The following is a 22,474-nucleotide window of genomic DNA, read 5'->3' on the forward strand; positions in this document are numbered from 1 at the left end:
GCCATCCCTTCTCCGCCTAACGGCGTCGGCGATCAGGCGAATGGGCATTAGGGGAAAGAGAAAGAGAAAGAGAAAGAGAAAGAGAAAGAGAAAGATCGAGAATTCCTTGGGGAGGGTAAAGATCAATATAAGGCAGAGAGTACGAGTAGATGGTAAAGGCAAAGGACGGACAGCCCAGATCGGAAAAACGTCGCGCAACGGCGACCGTGCAGAAGCGTGTAACACCGGCACAGAAGGCGGCCTTCGAGGCCCGCGCCCGTGACCAAGGCTATGAAACCGGAAGTGCCTATCTTGAGGCCTTCATTCTGGGACGTGAAGCAATCGTGCGGCGGGACCGCAAAGACCTGGTCAAAATTCTGGCGGAACTTGGCAAACAGGGATCCAACCTCAACCAGTTGGCTCATGCCATCAACTCCGGAAAGATCAAAAACCTTTCGGCGGACCAGATGGCGATAATCAGCTCCGCTCATAGCGCCGTCACGACCTGTTCTGAAAACTTGCGGAAGCGGCTCTTATGATTGTCGAGATTATCAAAAAGCCAGGGGAAAAAGGATCGGGCGGGTCGGCCGAAGCTTTCAAACCCGGAGCCCGCTACGTCTGTGAGAAAGCAGATCACTTTGAAATGCGCAATCTCGCCTCGCGTGATTGGGAGGGCGCCGCCACTGAAATGCGGCTTGTCTCGGAATTGAATAGTCGCGTTCAGAAGCCCTACTACCACATGGCCGCCAGCTGGCACGCGCTAGAGCAACCCACAAATGCACAAATGATGGAAGCCGCTGACTATCTCCTCACGGCCATGGGCCTTGAGGAGCATCAGGCCATCATCGCCATCCATCGCGATAAGAAGGAAGCCCACTTCCATGTGGTGGTGAACACCGTCCATCCCGTGACCGGCAAAGTCTGGTCGAAGTCCAACGACCATTTACGTGCGGAGAAGGCCAGTCGCGAGATCGAGGTCATGCAAGGCTGGAGTCATGATCGCGGGCGATTTGACTTCGATGTTGCCCGTGATGGCACCGTCACCCTCAAACCCGATCCTGTCGCCTATGAGGCCAAGACGGCAAACCGTGACAAGGGCAAACGCCCCAAAACCAGCGGAGACCGGAAGTTCGAGAAGTCGACGGGTTTTGAAACCTTCGAACATTCCCTAACCGACGCGTTGCGTGTCCGCTTTGCCGAGGTCGTGTCCACAGCCACGGACTGGCCTGCCCTTCATGCCACTCTTGCCGAGATGGGACTGCGGTACGACAAACACGGCTCCGGAGCACGGATCACGCTGATCGGCAGCGGAGAGTATGTGAAAGCGTCAGCCTTTGGCGCAAAGTTCTCCATTGGGAAGATGCAGGAGCGCTTTGGACCTTTTGAGGCCCCGCCCCGACCGCGCAGGTCAGCACCAGAGGCACTCCCCACCCCGGCGGCGTCGATGTCCGGCAGGATGTCGGACGCCGCGCGCAAACAGACCTCTGCCTCGTCCTTCAAGCTCACGCTCCTTCGCCGGGTGTACTGCGACATCCATGTGGACCCGATGGTTGTCCGCGCGATCAAATACGTAGCCTTGGATGAGGTGCCTCCACGGCTCACCCTGAAGGACACGACGACCATCCTTGATCACGGGGCAAAGGTCACCACTTCAGGCAATACGAAAGAAGCTAGGACCATCCTCATTGCCATGGCGCAGGCCAAGGGCTGGTCCTCCGTCACCTTCACAGGCCCCCCGGACTTTGTTCGGGATGCTGCGCTCGATGCAGCGCGTGCGGGGCTTCCGGTGTTCGGTGTGCCTGACGATGTGCAGGCCGCCTGCAATGAAATCCTGGAGAAGCAGGCGAAAGAGGAACCTCGCCTTGCGGCCACAACCAGAAAGGTCAACGCTGCCATTCAAAACGCAGTAGCGGATCGCGACACGGCTCTGGCGCAGAACGATCAGGAACGCGCAAGCCGCGCGGCTGTGCAGGTCGAGGCTGTCCAGAAGGCCCTTGGCTGGCAAACAGATGCTGTCTCCGATCTGACGCTGGACGAGGGCTCCCCCCTGCCCGCCCCCCGCACAGTCTCTCACCCGCAGCCTGCACCGGATGCAGACAAGGTCGCGCCGGCCAAGGTACGGCGGATCGAAAAGACTTTACGAGAAAACGACCGCTCCGAGCTGGACCACATGAAGGCGATGCCCATCGACGACATCGCCTCTCTCGGTGGGTGGTGCTTCGAGCCGCGCCATAAAGACGGCCATAACGATCCGCAAGGAGTGAGGATGCGGACTTACACCCGCGGCTCCGAAACTATCAAGGCAACGAAAAAGGGCTCTGTCTGGGTTTGGACCAACAACAAAACCGGACAAAGCGGATCGGTCATCGATCTATGGCTTGCGGACAATCCCGGCAGCACCCTCGGTGAAGCCCGCAAAGCTTTCCGCGAGATATTCAGGGCGGGATCTTCTGTCCGATCACTGCCTGAGCACCAGCGACCGGAGCGGCAAGAGCGACAGGATCACACTCAAGCACGGCGGCGTTGGGAAGAGGCTCCTTACGTCGACGACCAGCGCACCTACGCGGAGGATCGGGGGATTTCGAAGGCAACCCTTCTGCGGTACCGCAATCAGGTCCGCGCGGGTGTTTTCGGCGGGATCTATTTTGCCCACCGTAATTTTGAGACGGGGAGCATTCAGGGCTTTGAGCAGGCGTGGGAGAAGGACGGTACTCGCAACACCGCGCGCTTTGCCAAAGGCGGGATCAAAACCGTCTCCGTTCTTGGTGATCCTAGGACGGCGACGCGCATGGTTGTGTTCGAGGGCGGGCTTGATGCCTTAGCGTTTGCAGAACTGGAGGGACGCGCAGACACGCTCTACGTCAGCACGGGGGGCGGATTTGGGCCTAAGACTGAAGTCGCGCTCCAGAGGCTCTCAGAGGGCCGTCAGGTGCTCTCTGGCTTTGACAACGATCTAGCAGGTGAAGCTCTTCACAAGAGGCTCTTAGCCCTCGTTCCTGCGTCTGAGCGTTATTCTCCGCCGTCACGGATCGATGGATCTAAGCGCGTCTGCAAGGATTGGCTTGATGTGCTCAATGCAATCAAAGCGCAGGAGACGATTGTACAGAGGTTTGATGAGGAGATTGTTAAAGATGATACTTCGAGTGGTGATTTTTTAGAGATGGATCTAGGGCCATGAGGTCAGTTTTCGTAGAATTATCCACAATCAAGTAGTGTTATATTAGTTATAACAGGTGTTAGTAAGTTACGCTTTCTGGCGCGACGCATTAATATATTGATTAATATAAATAAATATCCTTCGACAGTGTGGGTTTGGTTCCCAGAGGGGCGAAGATCGGTTCCCAGAGGGGCGAAAAGTGGTTCCCAGAGGGGCGAAGATCGGTTCCTAGAGGGGCGAAGCCTTTTTTTCGCTCTCATCGAAGTGTATGACTTGTTGCAGGTTCCTAAAACGACGAATCAAATGCTGTTTTCGATGAGTTCTTAGATCGACGAAGTTAGTTCCTAGAACGACGAATGATTGTGAGGCAAACAATGGGTGAGCTTCTTCCCGACCGTCATCCGAACAGAGACTTCTTCATTCTCGATGTATCGGATGCTGCACCTAAAGATGATATGGCCTCGATGGAGCATCCCGTATTCTCTCTTTCAGTTAAACCTGACATGCGAGAATTGGATTATCAGCACGATGGAAAGCGTGTTGTCGTGGTCCCGAGCGGCAAGGGTCTTGCCACCATTATGGACAAGGACATCTTGCTTTATTGCATTAGTAAGCTGGTACATCAGCTTAATGCTGGCGATGAAATCAGTCCATGGGTCGAGCTGACTGCGCACGAGGTTATGGTCGCTACAAATTGGCGAACAAATCGCGAGAGTTATAAGCGGTTTGAAGATGCACTTGACCGGTTACGTGGCACGACAATCAAGACGAACGTAAAAACTGGGGGGCATTCGCAAGTTCGCGGTTTTGGACTGATCGATGAATACGAAATCACCCGTCGTGATGAGGCAGGGGAAGAGTCTGCTTTCGGTCGGATGACACGTGTGCGTGTCAAGGTATCTGACTGGACCTTCCGAGCGGTGCAAGGCATGGAAGTACTGACAATAAACCCAAAGTATTTTCGTTTGCGTAGACCTTTGGAGCGACGAATTTACGAACTGGCGCGAAAGCACGTCGGAGATCAAGGTCACACCTTCCGGATCGGTCTGGATAAGCTTCAAAAGAAGGTCGGAAGCAACTCGCCAGAGAAGAAGTTCAAATTCTTCATGAAGCAGATTGCTCAGGATGGACATATTCCAGATTATGATATCGCGCTGGAGAATAAGAACGTAACGTTCACAGCAAAGCGTCTGGGGTTTACCCGAGTTCAAGGAGAACTCGACCTAGGTCTACCGGCTGCGCCGTCTCCAGCACTGCTGGAAAAAGCCAGAAAGATCGCTCCTGACCTTGATATCTATGCACTATTCCAGGATTGGCGGATCTTTGCATCAAAGCAAAACGAGGCACCCCGGAGTTTGGATGCCGCTTTCCTAGGGTACTGCAAACAGCAAGCTAAACGCCTAAAATGATTATCCGATATTTTATGTTATCCGGTAATTCAAAATATCGGATAACATAAAACTAGGTCGTCTGGTGTTTGCAATATAATGCCCATGCCTCCTCAATCAGCACTCCCTGCTGAACACCACGGCGCTTTGCTTCTGCTGAGATTTCATCAGAGACATGGGGTAGCACTTTGGCATGCACTTGACCGGTACGCGGGCTGGCAGGGCGTCCGCGCTTCCGCTTCGGGCTGCGATCCACGAAGCCAAGTGCATCTCCTGCTCTATCAATCTTCTCGACTTCCCGCAGGCTTGAAGTGCCCTTGTCACGGCTCTTTAATCCGCCGACGTCGATGCTAAAGGTAGGTTTATCGCTCATGCCGCAGCCTCCTGCGTTAACCGACTATACACTGCTTGCGCGAACAGACTTGCGTTCTCTAGAGCTCCCTCCATGCGTCCTTGGGCAGGCATATTATGCAGGTCACCTCCGAACTCGAACAAAGCTGAGAAGGCGGCACGTTCCATCAGTGATGGAGTGATTATGTCGACTCCCTGATTGAGTAGACTCTCCTCAATACCTGAATGTTGCTTCGACCGGATGGCACGGGTCATCGTAAAAACAACCGAGTGACTAATTGTGCGTCCTAGAGCTTCCTCTTCTTCAGCGATTAGCTGTAAAGCTCGAACGCCGATCGTCGCATCAAGTGTCGTCGCCCGCATAGGTGTGATGACAAGGTCAGCCTGTGAGATTGCCCTAGATACGAGGCGAGATGCGACCCCTTCGAGGTCAACAATAACTACGCTGCCGTCTCGATCGTGGGATCTGATCGCCTTGATGATATCTCCCTCTCCAACGTTCGACAGAACTTCGATCCGAGCCGGAATCGCACCGCGTTGTGACCAAAGAGTTAATGACCCGTTAGGGTCGCAATCCATCAGAGTGACAGCCGCACCGGCGTGCGCCAATTCTGTGCCCAAGAGGACGGCTGTTGTTGATTTTCCAGAACCGCCCTTGGGCGATGCGATGACAATGACAGGCATATTTTCTGCTCGTGTTGCACAACCTCCCTCCAAACATACCGGATAAATCAAAAAATCCAATTATAATTATTATCCGGTAATTTAAAATATCTGATAATTATACATATACCTCTCAGAGATACACACTCGCTCCACAAGCTGGACCAACGTTTCAAGTTGGAATAGAGCGCTCCGGGAGTGGGAAAAGCCTGGTGGTCAACGTGGTAGGGTAGGGTTTCAGAACAAGACGGGACCCACCATGGATGTAAGCATTTTATCGAGACGACTTTTGACGATGGAGAAACCAAGAGGCACAAAATCGGTCGACTTCGCCGTGCGCTGGATGAGTTTGGTTCCGAGAATGTGGGCCTTCTCCTCGACGACGCAAAGACCTTGTTGAGGCGCTTGCAGGAAGCGATTGTGCAAGATCAGGTCGGTGAAGCAATATAGGCTCGCTGGAAATGCGATGACTGTGGCAAACACCGTGCGATCCATGATGATCGAGGCCGTATTCTCGCCACTCTTTTCGGGCGAATTCAGGTGAAGTGGCCCAGACTTCGACCCTGCTTGTGCCAACCGGCTGGGATCTCGAAAGCTGGACCGCAATCACCACTTGCCGGACTGTTCTCTGAACGTGCGTCTCCCGAACTTCGGCGCCTGCAGGCTGAATTGGAGGCTAGGCACTCGTTTCGGGAAGCGCTCGATTGATCGAGATGTTCCTGCCCTGTTCCGCTCAGTCGAACACGACCGTTCGAAATCGCCTGGGTCGCATTGCCGACGAGTTGGGCCACGGCGACGCAAGTCAAGGAGACGCGGATACAATCGCATCGCCCGCCCCACTGACCGTTTTCCTAGATGGTGTGCATATACGATGTCGGCCGGAGTACCAGAAACGCCACCTGGATGTCGTGGTCGGCACGATTGAAAGCCTCAATATGAGCCGGCGGTTTGGCCTCGTGCAACAAGCCGCCAGTTCTCCTGCAAAGCAGCTCCGAAATGACTTTATTGCGCAGGGCTGGGATGGTCAGGTCAAAGTGACCGTGATTTCAGACGGCGAACCTTCATTGCCGAATTTGGTGAGGCGCGCCGTTCGAGGTCCAGTCACCCACATACTGGACTGGGGGGCATATCTCGATGCGGGTCAAGCACATAGAAAACGCGGGGCGGGGCTTCTGCAATCGAAGGACGTTTCAGGGTCGCTGCTCCTCTTCGAGCGACCTTCCGATACATTGCGTTGGTACCTTTGGCACGGCAAAGTGATGACCGCCGCGACAATCCTAAAAGTTCTTCAAATCAATTGCGATCGCCTGCACGCCGAAACCCAAGAATTACGAGAAGCGGCAAAGCGCGTCAGAGCGCGGTGCCAGGACCTCTATTCCTACCTTGCGAACAACTTCGACGCGCTTCCGGATTATGGTCACAGGTACCGAAGTGGCCTCGCAGTCTCATCGTCCCAGGCAGAAAGCTGTGTTGACGACATTGGCAACACCCGCATGGGCAAGCGGCGGTGTATGAGATGGTCAGCTCAGGGCGCGCATCGGGTTGCCGTTACTCGGGCTGCTGTTCTTGACGGAAGGCTAGGCGTCTCAAAGCGGGCCGCTTGACCACAACATTTTGCCCATTCCCATTGGGGTAAGTGACTTCAACATTTTGCGTTTTGCTAGGAAGTCATGCTCTAATGGTGCTATGAAGTCCCAAATGTTCCCCCAACGTTCGACACACACAATAAAAGCCACATGAACACACCAATTTCGATGCAGCCTCGATTTGAAGGCTTTTGCCCCATATCCGACGCGGTTGAACGGCTGGCAAACGAGTCCGGTCTTGAGGAAAGGGGGGCAATTTACACCAAACGGGAGGTGGTAGATTTCATCCTCGATCTGGTGGGGTATGAGGCGGACAAGCCCCTAACCAGCTATCGCATCCTTGAACCATCTTTTGGCGACGGTGATTTCATCCATCCGATTATTGACCGGCTGCTTACTGCAGCTCAGCGTGAAGCGGGTGGACTGACGGTTGAGCGACTGAAACCTACGCTACGAGCGGTTGAACTGCATCGCGCAACATTTTATCGTCATCGGTCAAGTATCGCCTCAAAGCTCCAAGGATACGGCTTTTCGCTCGAGGAAACCGAAGAATTGGTTTCGGCCTGGTTTGTTCAAGGCGATTTCTTGCTCCATGATTTCGAACACGATTTCACGCATGTTGTCGGTAACCCACCGTACATCCGGCAAGAAGTCATTCCGAATATTCTTATGGCCGAATACCGCAAGCGCTATGAAACTATCTTCGACCGTGCGGATATCTACATACCGTTCATCGAGAAATCGTTGAACGCACTCGTGCAGGGCGGTCAGCTTAGCTTTATTTGCGCAGATCGTTGGATGAAAAATCGCTATGGTAGTAAGCTACGTGAAATGGTCAGCCGTGAATATTCACTGTCCATCTACGTGGACATGGTAGACACACCCGCGTTTCACAGTGACGTCACCGCCTACCCTGCAATCACTGTCATTAAACGGACCAGAGAAAACCGAACCCGTGTGTTCGCACGCCCCGATATCGACCGCAAGGCGCTCCGCGCCCTCAGCCGTGACTTGACCGCATCGGATTTAAATAAAAAAAGCACCGTGCAAGAAGTCAAAGATGTTGCTATTGGTGCTGCGCCGTGGGTCTTGAGCGCCTTTGACCAACTAGCGTTGGTACGCCGACTTGAGGCGAATTTTCCGCAGATCGAGGCCGTAGGCTGCAAGGTCGGCATTGGTGTTGCGACAGGCGCGGACAAAGCTTTTATCGGAGATTTTGAAACGCTCGATGTAGAGCCCTCACGCAAGCTGCCCTTGGTGACGACCAAGGATATTCTTACGGGTAAAGTGCAATGGCAGGGCAGGGGCGTCATCAACCCGTTCACTGACGATGGAAAGCTCGTCCGTCTCGAGAACTATCCCAAATTGGCTCGATATCTCGCAGAGCGGCGCGACGTGATCGCTGGTCGCCATGTGGCGACCAAAGCTCCGGCAAACTGGTACCGGACAATCGACCGGATTTATCCCGCGATCATGGCTCAAGAAAAGCTTCTGATCCCTGATATCAAAGGGGATGCTACCATCGTCTATGAGCGGGGCCAGCTTTACCCACACCATAATCTATACTTCATTACCTCGAGCACGTGGGACGTGCGCGCCCTGCAAACGGTTATGAAATCCGGTATCGCGCGACTGTTCATTTCACTCTACTCGACCAAGATGCGCGGCGGTTTCTTGCGCTTCCAAGCACAATATCTGCGCCGTATCTGCATCCCATCTTGGGATACAGTCAGTAATGAGCTGCGGGCAAAGCTTATAGCTTTGGCAGACACCGATAATATCAGGGAACGCAACACCGCCGTGGCAGAGCTTTACGGACTGTCGGTGGCTGACATGGCACTCATTGAGAGAGGGGCAAGTGCATGACCCTAAATCTTGCGAACTATGAATACCAAGCCCGTGAGGCAGTCAAACTTTTCTGGGGCAACCGCGAAGCGGCGCTCGCACGGCAGGCTGAATCTGGAAACGCCGATGCCGGAACGCGTGGCGCTGTTACAGCCGGCAAGAACATGGATGGCTTTTTGGTCATCGCTCAAAGCCTCATTGAAGCCAATGGACTTCACGAGGCCCAAGTTTGCGTGCAGCAACGCGCCTTGACCCTGCCGGGCTTCTACCGCTCGACAAAGCTGTGGGACATGCTGGTGATGCATCGAGGGCAGCTTGTGGCCGCGCTTGAATTCAAGTCTCAAGTCGGTCCGTCATTCGGCAACAACTTTAACAACCGTTGTGAAGAGTCTATCGGAACCGCGCACGACCTTTGGACGGCCTACAGGGAAGGAGCTTTCGGGGAGGATGCTCCACGCCCCTTCTTAGCTTGGATCATGCTGCTAGAGGACTGCCCAAAGTCGAACGCTCCAGTTTCAGACAAGCAACCGCATTTTTCTGTAGATTCAGCTTTTCGCGGAGCATCTTACGCTCAGAGATATGACATCCTTTGCAAGCGTCTCGTGCAAGAGCGGCTTTACACCAGCGCGACCTTTCTCACTTCACCACGAGAAGCCGTCGCCGATGGTGCATACCGGCATATAAGTGATCTGACGTCGCTTCGCACGTTCGTCACAGAGTTTGCAGGCCACATAGCCGCAGTGGCTGCGAGGTAGATCGGAGGAATGCCATGATTTCGGTGACCTATAACGGTAAGCCTTTCAAAACGGGTGACTTTGAAAAGGACATGAAGCGAAAAATGAGAGACATTGTCGCCACCGAAATGCAGGAAAGGATCGGATCGATACGAGATCCTAATACAGGGGAGTTCCCTGTAGTCGTGGTGCGAGGCCATCAACTGGAGGATATGAGGCTAGCAGTAGAGGCCTCACAGCAGCTTATTGCCATCATCCGAGATCGCTTGCCGTTGGAGGAAATCGCAATGATCGACTTTACAGAGATCGAACAGGTTGTATCGCCCAAAGCTTTCCTAAGCTACGCCAGCGAAGATCGTGAGATAGCGCAGCGCGTAGCCGAAGGGATACAAGCCGCTGGCGTAGAAACATGGTGGGACCGTTGGGAAATCGGGGCAGGCGATAGCATCGTGCAAAAAATCAACCAAGGTCTCGATGGTTGCACACACTTCATAGTTCTTCTTTCACCCAATTCGATCAACAAACCATGGGTGCAAACTGAGATTGATGCGGGGTTCGTTCGTAGAGTTCACGGAGAAGCAAAGTTCATACCCCTTCGCTGCAATATCTTAGCAGAACAGTTGCCGCCTCTTTTGCGAGCTCTTCATTCTCCGGCACTCTCCGAAACGCCAGAGAAGGAAATCGAGCAACTTATAAGCGATATCTATCAGCTCACGCGAAAGCCTAAATTAGGAGCAAAACCGTCAGTCGCCGAACAACCACCGTCGCCATATTCTTCTGCTGCAATGGCTGTTGCAGAATATTTTTGCCGTGAAACGACAAATGCGGTTTGGGCTGATCCGCAAATCATCGAGGAAGACTTAGCGACAGCGGTTGGTTTATCACTCGAAGATACCAAAGACGCGCTGTACGAATTACGAGATTTTTTTCGTGAAAGTCATTTTTCTGTCTTACCAGACAAAGGTCTTTGGACGGAGTTTGATAGGTATTTCCTTGATGGCGCAGACCCACAGGCAGACGCTCTAACCATTGCTGCTGATATGATGAACTCGCCAAATTTTCCGAATAAGATATCGGAAATTGCCGAGCTGTATGAATGGGTGCCGCGCCGCCTGAACCCCGCTGTAGCCTACCTCATAGATCGAAACTTGGTGCGCGATATCCACTATCTTGGTGACGGTCGGTGGGTGACAAGCGAAATCGAGCGTACTGATGCGACCCGGCGGTTTGTAAAGAGTAGGTCTTAGTAAATCTGATGATAATATGACCGCCCCCAAAGGCCTCAATGTGCCACGGCGGGCCTGCGATGGCACATAAAGGCTCTTGGGAGCGTAGTGATTGTAATCTTTGCACACCGCTCTACTGAGCTTGCTGACGTGCGACCCATTGGGTGTGTTCCCGCGAGAAGGCCTGCTCCGCATCGTTCACAAACTCGGAGAAATCATCCTCATCATCTATTTCCCCAATGCGATTTTGAATTATCCCGATTTCATGCGCAGTAAGGGTGTAAGATGAAGCTAGTTCATTGAACTTCTTGATCTGTGTCCAGCCAACGAAGGAAGAGGCAAGGACAATCACCGGCTCGATGGGCCAAAGTTCCCAATTCGGATATTCGACTCGGATCAGCGCTAGCACAATGGCTAGCGCGTAGGCTGCGATACCCGCCGACATCCAATACCGGCTCGCTCGCTTGTTGGCACAAGCTTTTACCGAATACCAATTTCTCTGATCTTTGATCCGATGTTCTAGATAGAATGCTTTCCGCTGCTCAAGGTCACTCGCCCGGACCTCCTCCATACTTATCGGTATTTGTTGTTTCGCAGCGCTATCAGCCGGCATTTTGTCGCCAATGAAGCGGTTAGTCGTCAATATGGTCAGCAGGTGATCTCTAAATTCCCCTCGTGGTATGGTAATGGAGGTAGCATCCTCAAACGGGCTCGCCCTCATTACAAAGCGCCACGAAGAGGTCTTAATCGATTCAGCAAGCGCTCTTCCCCGATACCAGTCCTGTTCAGGCTTTGTCCAACCCCGGCAAATAAGAACCCCCAGAGAAGCAAGAAGAACAAGGGCATAAACAATGAAAAAGGTTGGCTCCTTGCTCCAGTTCATCGAAAGAATGGCCGCTATGAACAGCAGAGCATATTCGGCTCGAATGAGCCATAGATAGGAAGACTGCGACTTGGCGGACAAGTCGCCCGCAGTCTCATAAAGCGCCGGATATTCGAACATGATCTAAGGCACCAAACGGCGGATTGCAGCCACAATAGATGCAGAGTTCCAAGCCACCATCTCATCCGCGCAGTCGACAACCGACTGAGGACTGCGCTGCGCACCCCAGCGCTTTATCCCCAAAATTGGCTTACCAATCTGCTTTGCAAAATCCATTTCATATTGAATCCAGCCACTGTGGTTCACATACATACCAGAGACGATCACTACACACTGAGCTGGCCGAATTTGGCGCTTCATCTGCTCGCCTAATTCTTCAGAATTCATACCCTCGAAGGCTTTATCCTCAGGTACGGAATAGTTGGACCACTTGAAGTTAGATGCGGCATTCAGGAACTCAACCGCCCTCTTGTAACGGTCACTGTATTTCCAAGCATGGCTGATGAATAGCTTGTGGTCGTGTAAGTAAGGCATGGATTTCCCGAGAAGTGAATGTAAGTTGTTGGTGCCTATAGGGCTAAATATCTTGGCTGCATTCAAACGCCATCAATAGTTATACGAAAAAAATATACCAGACGCACGACGATATCATCGTCAGAATTACCGGCCTATCGAGTTTCGCCCCATACCCGCTGACTGAAGTAACCCGTACAGGAACACGAATCCTGATTGAACAAGAAATGCTTCTGATCACCTTTTACAACGACAAGAAAGTCCTATTTACGACTGTTTTCAAGGCCGATACGTGTTCGGCGGGAACGATGCGAAAGCGTTAAATTCAAAAGAGCACCTTCGAATACAACCTTCTCGCTTACTCTGGTTTACGACATTCGCCAAAGCTGATGCCAATTAAGCTTTCTCGATTTGCGTCCAATTACGACCAGTTACGATCCCCCAGTTGCCAGCCGCGTTCGGGCGGCGCCAGCGCGGGGTATCCATCTGCCGCAGTGCAGCCAATGCCGCATCGAAGCTGTCATACTGCTCTTCCGCGCCCTTAGCTCCGACGGTGTAGCGCCCTTTCCGGACCAGCTCAGGCCCGAAAGTACTGCCATCACCAGCGACGGGAACGCAGATCGTATTTGCTGTGGGCGTAGCGCTCACGGACGGCGGCACCTGACGCACCGTATCGGAGTGCATGGAAGGAACCATATTGGGCATAACTGCGGGTTTTTCTTCTCCGAAGAGAGCAGAGCCAAGGCGCTGCAGCAGAGATTTATTACGCTGCCGATCAGTGTCCGCGTGGTGCCGGGGGGCGCCCGACGCCTCAGAGTGAGACGGGGCGATAGTCCCGATATCCGCATCGTCGAGCAAAGCATCCTCCTCGGTCGTGGAACGCGGCTTTGCCGTTCCCTTGACGCCCTTTTCCGCGAACAGAACGACCTGCGCAGCTGCCCGTGCATCTTCTCCAGCATCGTGGTGCTCGAAGCGCAGGCCAAGATGCTGCTTAAGCGAGGCCAGCCCATGTCCACCGTTGCCATTCAGCTCCGGCCAAGCGGTACGCGCAATTCCGACGCTGTCCTTCCAGATCCAGTCTGGCTCGGAACGGCCAAGACCCACGCAAGCAGCGCGGATGGCGCTGCGATCGAAGCCCGAATGCTGGTAGACGGTGCGTCCGGAAAGCAGCCCTTCGAGCATCGTCAGCACCTCGCCGATGGTCGGCGCGCCACGAGTCATCTCGGCGTTGATGCCATGCAGATAAGTGAACCTCCAAGTTTCAGTCTGCGGATTGACCAGTGTCACCCAGGTCTCGATGCTGTCGTCCGGACGCACGCAGGCGACACCCACTTGGCAGATGCTGGCGCGGTCGTGGTTCGCGGTCTCCACGTCCAGCGCGAAGAAACGGAAAGGCCCATCGGGCAGGGAAGGCACACCGCCGGCACTCTGGCTGACAGCGGACTTCGTAGCCGGGACTCCACCATGGAAGCGGTCACGCTGGCGGGTCAAGGCCGCGCGCTCGACAGGGGAGAGCCGCAGCTCCGCGATCAGCGTGTCGACCAGATCCACCGGTTCGTCGTACTCGGCCATGCCCCGACCGTTCCAAGCCACCATTTCGGGCGGGGCGAGGGCGATGACCTGCGCCTCCAACCCTGCAATGTCAGCGTGATCCGGCAGCGACACCCAAGTGCAGCCGCAATGGCGCGCGATGAACTCATTGCGAACTGACTTTGCGATGTCCCCATCGGTCTTCGTTGCGGGATCGTTCCGCTGCCGCCACATACGCCCGGTATTGTACATCCGAGAGAAGTAGTGGCTGGTGCTCTCGGACCCGGTGCGGTGCCGATGGTGGATACGCTTGTAGAAGGTCTCGGCGCTGGACGAGGTAGACCCGATGTATCGGAACGCCCCAGTGTGGTCATAAAGCCCGTAGATGCCGCGCGCATCGCGGGGTGCCTCAGAGGTGGGCCGGGGCGTAGCCCGCTTCAGGATTTCGAGGATTTCGACTGCGGTGGGAATAGTCATATCTGAACTCACTTCTTCTCGACACGCTTCCAGTCGCGACCGGAGACGATCCCCCAGTTGCCGGCCGTGTTCGGACGACGCCAACGCGGCGTGTCCATCCTGTGCAGCGCCTTCAAGGCAGCCTCGAACGTGTCATACTGAACCTCGGCTCCCTTCGCGCCGATCGTGTAGTGCCCGTTGCGCAGCAACTCAGGGCCAAAGGTACTTCCATCACCGGCAACAGGAACAAAAATCACCTCACCAGTGAAATCCGCACTGGCGGGCTCGGGGGCCACCTCATCCGGATTCTGCCAAATCGACGCGAAATACTCCTTCCGGCCCTTCAGCCAATCGGCGGCGCTGGCGGCGGTGACACCCTGAGCGCTGCGCTCCAGCGCGCTGTCACTGCCCGAGAGGATGTTGCGGATGCGTCCCTCGGTCACGCCACCGAGAAGCGCCAGGGAAACGAGATCAACCTCCCCCTCGCGGGCATCGATGGCACGGCGCGCCAAGGCCAGGTTCGTGATGCGGTCGATCACGCCCCCAGGCACCGGATGCACATCGGCACGGAAAGCGACCAGACGCTGCGCCAAATCCTCGACCCAAGCAGCGCGATCAGTATGGGCAATCTCCGCAGGCGTCACACCATAGAGACCGTAGATCCCGGCGTTGTCGATCAGCAGGGTGCCGGTCCATGCCTGGGTCAGCGTCGGCTGGTAGGTCTCAAAAGCCTCGCGCCAGGTCTCACCCTCGATGTCGGGGCCGTGCAGCAGGGCAAAGAGCGGCGCGGCGATTTCCTTGGCGCCAAGGATCTTCTCGAGAGCAAGGAAGTGGCCCGTGAGGATTTCGAGGAGCTCATCGCCGTAGTCCCAAGACATATTGGCCTCGGAGGTGCCGGAGCGGGCGTAGCCGGTGAGTTCGTTCTCAAACCAAGCCTGGCGGCGGTCGGCGGCGGTCATGTTTTCGGGAAGCGTAGTCGTCATGGTCAATATCCTTCAGGCGTGCAGGCGGCGCATGGAAGCGCGGAGGTTGCGCATATTGCGGCGGTCGGAGGGTGTGGAGGGGCAGAAGATCGTGCCGCGCTCGAACTGCAGCGCGTAGTGGCCGCCCCTCGTTGCGACATCGAGCAACTCGAATCCTTCTGTAGCGCAAAGCTTTTTGTAGTCTCGGACGATCTTCCTCATCTCAAGTATAACCTCGTGTGAACTCATGATTGTTGATATATGCCTCAGAATTCATGAAGTCAATGAGAGATTTCACGTTTGTTGTCATTTGCCCTTTTGATCTGAGCTCTGTGACTTGCCACACCGCATCTTGGCTATCGCTGGCTTTTAGAAAGTCCTCAAAGTCTCTGGAGTGTGGAGCGGACTTTCGGCCGAAGCACTCTGTGGATCATAGAAACGAGAAGACGAAAGGATCTTGGTTTAACACTATTAGTAATTCTGTTAAGCCTGCGGTCCAGGGCGGCACTAGATCCACGGGGCAGGGGGGCCATCAGGGCTTCTGCATTTAACAGAATTCGGGCATTCTGTTTCCCATGTCTGAAATGCGCCTCTACGACCCCGCCGGAAACCGGCTCTATCTCAACGCCGAAGAGCGGTCTGCCTTCCTCGCCGCTGCCCGGCAACAGCCGGCGCGGGACCGGACCCTCTGCGAAACGCTGCACTGGACCGGGTGTCGGCCGTCAGAGCTTATCGAGATCACACCAGCCCGCGTGGATCTCTCAGGTGGGACCATCACCCTCCGCAGCCTGAAGAAGCGAAAGGATGCGACGGGCAAAGACAAAATCGTCTTCCGATCGGTTCCGGTGCCCGCAGACTTCCTCGACACCCTGAACACAGCCCATGGCGTTCGCGAAGCGCAGCGCTCGCGCAAAAAGTCAGCGGCGCCCATCTGGCCCCTGAGCCGCGTGCGCATCTGGCAGATCGTCAAAGGGGTCATGATCGCCGCAGGCATTCCCGATGCCCCCCACCGGTCTCCGAAAGGCCTCCGCCACGGGTTCGGCGTCCATGCGACTGTTCAGGGCGTCCCTCTGCACATGCTGCAGCGCTGGCTTGGCCATGCGCAATTGTCGACGACTGCGATCTACGCCGACGCAGTCGGTCGCGAAGAGCAGGACATTGCAGCAAGGATGTGGGGGTGAACGTCGGACTGTGCCCATCATGGCCTCCTTGCCTCAAAATTAGCGACGAAGGCATCCACTTACATGGGGCTATTCACTTGTTGGACAATGGCCACTTCGAACGCTCCGTCCCTTCGCCGAAATTCAAGGTCCGCTTCTATTGTGACCGCCGCAAGCCGGGCATAAAATAGTCCCAGCCCCCGAAAACCCGCGCGTTTTTTCTCTATGGTTCCGACCTGAAACGGTTTGGTCGCGTTCTTTTGGAATTCTTCAGGAATTCCCGGGCCGCTATCACCAACAGTGTAAATCACACTTTCAGAGGTTTGCTCGATCCTAACCTCTGCGGCTCCCGCAGTGGAGTGTTGCAGCGCGTTTCCTACCAACTCCGAGAGAGCCATGATCAGCAGTGGGTAACAGCCCTCGATCATGACATCTTTCATATCGAATGTGACGTTGTCGTTCCGGAATGTAAAGGCAAGTTCGACTTGCAAATCAGACGCGCTAAAGGATGACTGAGAGCCCGCACGCTGCATAATTTCACGCGTCTTGCGCACTGCATTGATGACAGCTCTAGATTGATCGATCGACTCCTTGAGTTTTTGAAGGTCGTCCCCAACCGAAGCAAAATTTCCGCTTTCTAGGTTCTCTTCAGCGCGTTCAATAAAGAAATCCGCGCTCCGCAAGGGCGCGGTTCCGTCATGCACGATGAGCGAGAGCGCCTCCTCAAGAAGTTTCGTCTTTGGCATCGTCACTCACAGAGGCAATTTTACGACTTGGACCCAGAAGTTCTCGATCACTCGGACAACTTCGATGAATTTACTCATATCTGAGCTACCCCCCGAAATTCGGACACTGACATAAGCTACTATTTGCAGTCTGCTGATCTTCGACGAGAAGGAGATCAGAGATGTCGAAGCGGAAACAGCATGCGCCTGAGTTCAAGGCGAAGGTCGTGATGGATGCCGTTCGGGCGAGGATGTGAGCGACAAAGCACAAGAAGCAAAGTGCCGTTGTCGCCTGCATCGGCGCCCTATCAACATCCACCGACACCAAGAGGTAATCGCCAATTGCCCATCCAAAGAGGGCCATAAGGGCAACGATCAAAGTCAGCGTGATCGATATGCCTGACAGCTGCCAAAAATCACGTCCGGGGGCATCAGGAAATCTGTGCAATTTGCTCGGTCTCTCAATGGAGGGTCAGCATAACAGACTGAGGGAGAAACCACTTAAGAACACATGAGACACCCTTCTGACACAATCACAGCGCAACTGCACCAAAGATGTACATCTATCCATTACCAAAACCACACACCCGCAGATATACCAATATCCAAAAGATATATTCACGGCGCGAAACTTGGCGGTCACCGCCGAGCTCCCGAGTTTCATGTTCGGTGAAACTCAAAAATCCCTCAAAAAGTGCCCCAAATGCCAGGCGGCCCCTCCCGCGATCACTTCCATTTTTGTTTTCTGCCCCTCGCGCTTTGGCCAAGAGGGCGCCCCACCCTATGCAAGTGATCCACGGCCGACCATCACCTTGGATAACTCTAGAGATGGCGGCACGACATGCTCCTAGTGCCCCAAGTCATGTACTCAGAATTGCGATTGCATCTGCACAATCGAACCAAGCAGGACGGCTGTTCAGTGTCGATCTGACTTGGGCCCCAGTTTGACGATACTGAACCAGAACGCTTCGATTTCTTGGACAACATGAACGAAATCCGAAGACCTCACCGGTTTTGAGACGAAGCAGTTTGCGTGCAGATCGTAGCTCTTGATGCGATCAATATCCGCGCTGGAAGAGGTCAGAACAACCACCGGAATCCTCAACAGTATTTTGTCGCTCTTTATCGTTTCTAGAACTTCAAACCCGTCTGTCTTAGGCAAGTTCAAATCGAGAAGGATTAAATCTGGCGTAGCAGCGTCCTCAAAGCCATTGCGCTTGAACAGCACGTCCAGAGCCTCATCTCCATCTCGGGCAATCATCATACGGTTGACCAGCTTCGCTTGGCGCATCGCATATTCCGCAATAACAATATCCCCTTCATTGTCTTCTACCAAAAGAATGACGGCGTGCTCTGGACGATCCATCCCTGATTGCTCCAATTTCAGCCTTGTGTCGCGAGACCCGCTTCATCAGCGTTATCATTCTCGCGAAAAATTTCCAAAGCGGCCTGCAAAACGTTTAACCCAATCCGACGACTTCAATGTCGAACACAATCTTACTCACAGCCACATGAAACTTTCAACGAAGTGCTCAAAAATCCAAAATTCTCAATATATTTATTCTTGTTTCTATGCCCGATACCAACTCGCTTTGACAGCCTGTACGATAAAATCTATACGCGACACACCACCACCGCGCGAACGGAATGTCTTAACATTCCACTTTCCCGATTTATTCAAAACTATTCAGACCGGTGAGGGGATGCTGGACTGAGCATATTTCGGGAAACAAAAACCGGCTGAAGCACACGCTTCAGCCGGTGTTCGTCATAAAATGTGCGCACGACATGTATAATTCCGGTAACGGATATGCCGCGATCCCTAGCATGGCCTCCGATTCATAACCGCTCAGAACTTTGGCCAACACCACTCACGAGATCGCCCTACGTATACCTCTACTTACACAAAAGGATGGGTATGGAAAACCTTACCTTTATTCACGATATATGGCAATAACCCGTAATAACGAGAGGGTCTCATCTACATAATTAATGTAACTACGGTTTTTCATATTTTCACAAATTTTCTCTCTGTGCTTGTTTATCCACATTTTCTCTAGAAACCTGAGACACCAAATTGTGCATCTTGAATTTGCAATTCTGCTTTGGCGCACAAAACGCTTTGCATTTTCGTCACTTAACAACCCACCCCTTTTGAAAGCTCTTCTTTCTCAAACAAATAGGCATTGTCTAATTTCTGTGCGGCTTTAATCTATCCACAGCGCGAGCACTCGCGCGTCCCCAACTCAACGTACGAGTACACCCCCGAACGGGGGCGTTTTTTCATGAAAAAAGCCAGCGCCGAAACGCTGGCTCAGAGGTGCCTTCTGGGGTGGGATTTCTAGGAGGACACGACACTTTTCCAGTCGAACCCTAGCGGCGACTAAATGCAATACGCAACTATCCTTAAGATAGATGGTTCTGATTAGAGTAGATCATTTTGTCTGGGAGTAGGGTCTTCTTCTCTCACAGTGCAAACGCATGCGTTTGCGCTGGCAAATTGCGAAACGTCTGCGCAACAACATGACAAGCTTCGACGGCTCACCCCAAACCCGCAGCCTGCCGGAGCGCTTCATTCATACGCGTCTGCCAACCTGGGCCTTGGGCTTTGAAGCGGGCAACAACATCAGGGTCAAGGCGTAGAGACACGGCGACCTTCGGGTTTTCGGCCTTGGGCCGGCCACCGACATTCTTGCGCATTTCATCTGCAAGAGCCGGGAACGCTTCGGTGAACGGGACGGCTTTCGCGAGCTGTTCATCGGTGGCCTCAGGCGCATCAGGGTCACTTGCGATCATCCCCTGGATGTCAGCTTCAGTTAGTGGCGTCTTGGTCATAGCAATTCCCTTTCCTTTCGGCTGGCCGGGCGCATGGAAACTACAGAAATCCCTTCAGTTCCCAAGACCGCGAAGACGACGGCAATGGTCCCGTCCTGCAGTCGTCCGATTGCCATATGTCGGTTTCTCTTCACGGGGACGACAAGCGAAGCCAGGAAGAATGTTTCATCCAAATCCGCGAAATCCAGCCCGTGCTTTGCAAGGTTGGTCTGCCGTTTTGGCTCATCCCAGACGATCATCAGCATCTCTTTACCCTGCGCAGTCTAACATAGTTACTGTATATACGAAAACATTATTCCACTACCACGAACGGAATGCGTCACGCCACCAATTCACACCCGCGCCGAGGCCCATTCTCCACCACTATCCTCACATCCAAACGGCACGCTGAAACCGTCACATCTCACCGCTTCGATGGGGTCTTCCTGCTCTCCCCTAATGCCCAATTTTAACGCCGAAGCGCCCGGAGGGTGCTGAGAAGTTTTCTTTTATCAAGAAGGCCCGTCAGGGCCGCCGCGATAAAAGCAGGGGAGACGGTTTACCGTCGCCATACCCTGCTAAAGATCAACGCAGGCCGGTATACTTGCGTGCAACACTATCAGTTAACTTCAGTATACTTGTCGGTATACTTATCAGTATACCGACACCTCAATACAGATTATCGGTCAAGTAAGTGAATTGCATTTTTGCAATTTAACTTATGCATCTTTCAAATGCATCACCCCATACCTACGTATAGGAAAATGGGGGCAAACCATGACTGAAACTGATGACATCGCCGCTGCCAAAAGTGCGCTGAAAGAACTGAATGCGATCCGCCCCTCGAAGGGCAGTCCACTGATGAGGCTCATACGCGCAATCGTCCATGACGTGCAGGAGAGCATGCGCCAAGGGCACACGATCAATGACATCGTGGCGAGGCTCAACGAAACGCGCGCTTCCGATCAGCAGATCAACACGCAAACTTTCCGCAACTATCTGCAGGCCGTGCGCAAAGAACAGGGCCTGCCCCCTGTTCAGCCCAAACGTAAAAAGCTGGCCGCCAAGAAGCCGTCACAGCCGAGCACGGCAAAAGCGCCGCCGAAGCTACCACCCTCCCAACAGAGCAAAGAAACAGAGCCTCGAAATGACGCTCACACACCAAACATCAGAAAAATGAGGGGCTCCGTATGAAACGGATTATCTTTGTACATGGCGACAAGGGCGGCGTCGGAAAAACCCAATGCGCCACGCGGACAGTAGCGGCTTTTGAAGCTGCGGGACAGCCGCTGGATCTCATAGATGGAGATGCCAAGAACCCCGGCGTTGACTTGCTCTTCGGCAACAAAGTCCGGTGCATGGATCTCCGAAAAACCGCTGGGATGGAAACCCTCTTCGAAGCGATTGCAAATGCGCATGGAGACGTGCTGATCGATATGCCTGCGGGCGGATCGGACGCAACCGCAAACATGCAAATGGATGGATCTGCAGAAGGGACAATTGATCTCGGCGTCCTCCTTCAGGAAATCGACGCCAGAGCCGTGGTTCTGTTTGTCATCGATCAGAGCATCGAACCTATTTTTGCATTACGGGACGAATTAAAATCATTTCCCCCAGAGCAGACAGACTGGATTGTAGTCCGCAACCACTTTCAGGATCGGCCGTTCACGCGTTTTGAAAATAGCATCACAAAGAAAAAACTTCTGGAATCTGGCGGTCGAATTATCGACATGACGCGTCTAGATCCGGCTGTCGTCGAAGCCATGGGGACTCTGAAATGTGGCTTAGATTCATTCAGCACCCATCCGGAAGCCAGCGCTATTCACAAAATGCGGGCCAAGGCTGCCATGCGCTTATGGTCGTCGGAATTACAAAAGGTGGGACTACTCAATGACTGATATCCCCGAAGATCTTTTCCAGCAGGTTTATAATCGGGCACCAACTGATCAGGACCGAAATCGTCTGATTGCCACTAAGGCCCATCTTGGACTTTCCAGTCGCGACGAGCTTTGGCCATTCATTCTGACGTTAGACCATTACTCGCAGATTCATCTTCGGGCGCGTGCTCAACTGGTCAAAGAGGTAAATGCCGAAATCGGCCGGGTCGAAAAAATCATGGCCCAATCGGGCCATCTCGCGGACGCCAAGGCCCGGCAAGCTGTCGAAAATATGATCGACAAAAGCGCCACCCGAATTGCCGAGGCTGCGATCCAGAAGGCGACAATTCCAAGCGCCCTCCTCGCGAAGCAAAAGCACACATCAGGACGTCTCATCGGCGGAGTTCTCGCGCTGATCTGCATCATGATCGGTGCCACGCTGATGTACCTTTGGATGTTCACGCAAGGGATCTGCGAAGATTCCAAGAGAAATCTCAATGACGATTTGCGTATCACCTGCGTTGTGCAGCGCCATCCCTTCTCCGCCTAACGGCGTCGGCGATCAGGCGAATGGGCATTAGGGGAAAGAGAAAGAGAAAGAGAAAGAGAAAGAGAAAGAGAAAGA

21 protein-coding genes and 1 pseudogene are annotated in these 22,474 nt (G+C 53.8%); 11 read left to right on the forward strand and 11 right to left on the reverse strand.

Annotated features, from left to right (window positions below; genetic code table 11):
• Nucleotides 1–149 precede the first annotated feature (149 nt).
• From BM225_RS20275 to BM225_RS20285, 3 genes are all read left to right on the forward strand, one after another.
• Nucleotides 150–518: a plasmid mobilization protein gene (locus BM225_RS20275; RefSeq protein ID WP_092465358.1), complete on the forward strand. Its 369-nt coding sequence runs from the start codon at nucleotides 150–152 to the stop codon at nucleotides 516–518.
• Nucleotides 515–3,157, forward strand: a complete 2,643-nt coding sequence (locus tag BM225_RS20280; protein ID WP_092465359.1) for a relaxase/mobilization nuclease domain-containing protein — start codon at nucleotides 515–517, stop codon at nucleotides 3,155–3,157. Before BM225_RS20275 ends, BM225_RS20280 begins: the two co-directional genes overlap by 4 nt.
• Nucleotides 3,158–3,510: 353 nt before the next feature.
• Nucleotides 3,511–4,545, forward strand: a complete 1,035-nt coding sequence (locus tag BM225_RS20285; RefSeq protein ID WP_092465377.1) for a replication initiator protein A — start codon at nucleotides 3,511–3,513, stop codon at nucleotides 4,543–4,545.
• 52 nt (nucleotides 4,546–4,597) lie between these two features.
• Here the strand turns inward: BM225_RS20285 and BM225_RS20290 are convergent, their stop codons facing one another.
• Entirely contained in the window at nucleotides 4,598–4,897 is a 300-nt protein-coding gene (locus tag BM225_RS20290) for a chromosome partitioning protein ParB (protein WP_092465360.1), read from the reverse strand.
• A complete protein-coding gene (locus tag BM225_RS20295; protein ID WP_245780563.1) occupies nucleotides 4,894–5,619 on the reverse strand; it encodes a ParA family protein in 726 nt (241 codons plus the stop codon). The genes BM225_RS20290 and BM225_RS20295 overlap by 4 nt, the downstream gene beginning before the upstream one ends.
• A gap of 178 nt (nucleotides 5,620–5,797) precedes the next feature.
• Between BM225_RS20295 and BM225_RS20300 the strand changes: the two are divergent.
• The 4 genes and pseudogenes from BM225_RS20300 to BM225_RS20315 all read left to right on the forward strand — a co-directional run bounded on the left by BM225_RS20300 (nucleotide 5,798) and on the right by BM225_RS20315 (nucleotide 10,950).
• Nucleotides 5,798–7,142, forward strand: a pseudogene (locus BM225_RS20300) (ISKra4 family transposase).
• 132 nt (nucleotides 7,143–7,274) lie between these two features.
• Complete coding sequence (locus tag BM225_RS20305) at nucleotides 7,275–8,990, forward strand: Eco57I restriction-modification methylase domain-containing protein (protein ID WP_092465362.1); 1,716 nt, start codon at nucleotides 7,275–7,277, stop codon at nucleotides 8,988–8,990.
• A complete protein-coding gene (locus tag BM225_RS20310) occupies nucleotides 8,987–9,724 on the forward strand; it encodes a PaeR7I family type II restriction endonuclease (protein WP_092465363.1) in 738 nt (245 codons plus the stop codon). Before BM225_RS20305 ends, BM225_RS20310 begins: the two co-directional genes overlap by 4 nt.
• Nucleotides 9,725–9,738: 14 nt before the next feature.
• Nucleotides 9,739–10,950 (forward strand): toll/interleukin-1 receptor domain-containing protein, encoded by a 1,212-nt coding sequence (locus BM225_RS20315; protein WP_092465364.1) that lies wholly within the window; start codon nucleotides 9,739–9,741, stop codon nucleotides 10,948–10,950.
• 112 nt (nucleotides 10,951–11,062) lie between these two features.
• Here BM225_RS20315 and BM225_RS20320 read toward each other — a convergent pair whose 3' ends face one another.
• The 5 genes from BM225_RS20320 to BM225_RS20345 form a co-directional block, all read right to left on the reverse strand.
• Complete coding sequence (locus BM225_RS20320; RefSeq protein ID WP_092465365.1) at nucleotides 11,063–11,932, reverse strand: DUF4231 domain-containing protein; 870 nt, start codon at nucleotides 11,930–11,932, stop codon at nucleotides 11,063–11,065.
• Nucleotides 11,933–11,935: 3 nt separating this feature from the next.
• Nucleotides 11,936–12,346: a TIR domain-containing protein gene (locus BM225_RS20325; protein ID WP_092465366.1), complete on the reverse strand. Its 411-nt coding sequence runs from the start codon at nucleotides 12,344–12,346 to the stop codon at nucleotides 11,936–11,938.
• Between the two features lie 375 nt (nucleotides 12,347–12,721).
• The gene (locus BM225_RS20335) at nucleotides 12,722–14,332 is read right to left on the reverse strand and encodes a 3'-5' exonuclease (RefSeq protein ID WP_245780564.1); all 1,611 of its coding nucleotides are present in this window, start codon (nucleotides 14,330–14,332) and stop codon (nucleotides 12,722–12,724) included.
• Between the two features lie 8 nt (nucleotides 14,333–14,340).
• Nucleotides 14,341–15,294 carry a hypothetical protein gene (locus tag BM225_RS20340; RefSeq protein ID WP_092465367.1) on the reverse strand — a complete coding sequence of 318 codons (954 nt, stop codon included), beginning with the start codon at nucleotides 15,292–15,294 and terminating at the stop codon, nucleotides 14,341–14,343.
• Nucleotides 15,295–15,306: 12 nt separating this feature from the next.
• Nucleotides 15,307–15,495: a hypothetical protein gene (locus BM225_RS20345; protein ID WP_143095432.1), complete on the reverse strand. Its 189-nt coding sequence runs from the start codon at nucleotides 15,493–15,495 to the stop codon at nucleotides 15,307–15,309.
• A gap of 353 nt (nucleotides 15,496–15,848) precedes the next feature.
• Between BM225_RS20345 and BM225_RS20350 the strand changes: the two genes are divergently transcribed.
• A complete protein-coding gene (locus BM225_RS20350) occupies nucleotides 15,849–16,454 on the forward strand; it encodes a tyrosine-type recombinase/integrase (RefSeq protein WP_092465369.1) in 606 nt (201 codons plus the stop codon).
• A 59-nt stretch (nucleotides 16,455–16,513) separates the two neighbouring features.
• Here BM225_RS20350 and BM225_RS20355 read toward each other — a convergent pair whose 3' ends face one another.
• The 4 genes from BM225_RS20355 to BM225_RS20375 form a co-directional block, all read right to left on the reverse strand.
• Nucleotides 16,514–17,179 carry an ATP-binding protein gene (locus tag BM225_RS20355; protein WP_092465370.1) on the reverse strand — a complete coding sequence of 222 codons (666 nt, stop codon included), beginning with the start codon at nucleotides 17,177–17,179 and terminating at the stop codon, nucleotides 16,514–16,516.
• A gap of 895 nt (nucleotides 17,180–18,074) precedes the next feature.
• Nucleotides 18,075–18,524, reverse strand: a complete 450-nt coding sequence (locus BM225_RS20365; protein WP_092465372.1) for a response regulator — start codon at nucleotides 18,522–18,524, stop codon at nucleotides 18,075–18,077.
• Nucleotides 18,525–19,699: 1,175 nt separating this feature from the next.
• Nucleotides 19,700–19,993, reverse strand: a complete 294-nt coding sequence (locus BM225_RS20370) for a BrnA antitoxin family protein (protein ID WP_218157089.1) — start codon at nucleotides 19,991–19,993, stop codon at nucleotides 19,700–19,702.
• Nucleotides 19,990–20,238 (reverse strand): BrnT family toxin, encoded by a 249-nt coding sequence (locus tag BM225_RS20375; protein ID WP_092465373.1) that lies wholly within the window; start codon nucleotides 20,236–20,238, stop codon nucleotides 19,990–19,992. The genes BM225_RS20370 and BM225_RS20375 overlap by 4 nt, the downstream gene beginning before the upstream one ends.
• A 511-nt stretch (nucleotides 20,239–20,749) precedes the next feature.
• Between BM225_RS20375 and BM225_RS20380 the strand changes: the two genes are divergently transcribed.
• Genes BM225_RS20380 through BM225_RS20390 form a run of 3 tightly spaced genes read left to right on the forward strand, consistent with a single transcriptional unit; the run spans nucleotide 20,750 to nucleotide 22,399 of the window.
• Nucleotides 20,750–21,166 carry a hypothetical protein gene (locus BM225_RS20380; RefSeq protein WP_092465374.1) on the forward strand — a complete coding sequence of 139 codons (417 nt, stop codon included), beginning with the start codon at nucleotides 20,750–20,752 and terminating at the stop codon, nucleotides 21,164–21,166.
• Nucleotides 21,163–21,870, forward strand: a complete 708-nt coding sequence (locus BM225_RS20385; RefSeq protein WP_092465375.1) for a P-loop NTPase family protein — start codon at nucleotides 21,163–21,165, stop codon at nucleotides 21,868–21,870. Before BM225_RS20380 ends, BM225_RS20385 begins: the two co-directional genes overlap by 4 nt.
• Nucleotides 21,863–22,399: a hypothetical protein gene (locus BM225_RS20390; protein ID WP_092465376.1), complete on the forward strand. Its 537-nt coding sequence runs from the start codon at nucleotides 21,863–21,865 to the stop codon at nucleotides 22,397–22,399. The genes BM225_RS20385 and BM225_RS20390 overlap by 8 nt, the downstream gene beginning before the upstream one ends.
• Nucleotides 22,400–22,474 lie beyond the last annotated feature (75 nt).

The organism is Donghicola eburneus (assembly GCF_900115865.1).
Classification (GTDB): domain Bacteria; phylum Pseudomonadota; class Alphaproteobacteria; order Rhodobacterales; family Rhodobacteraceae; genus Donghicola; species Donghicola eburneus.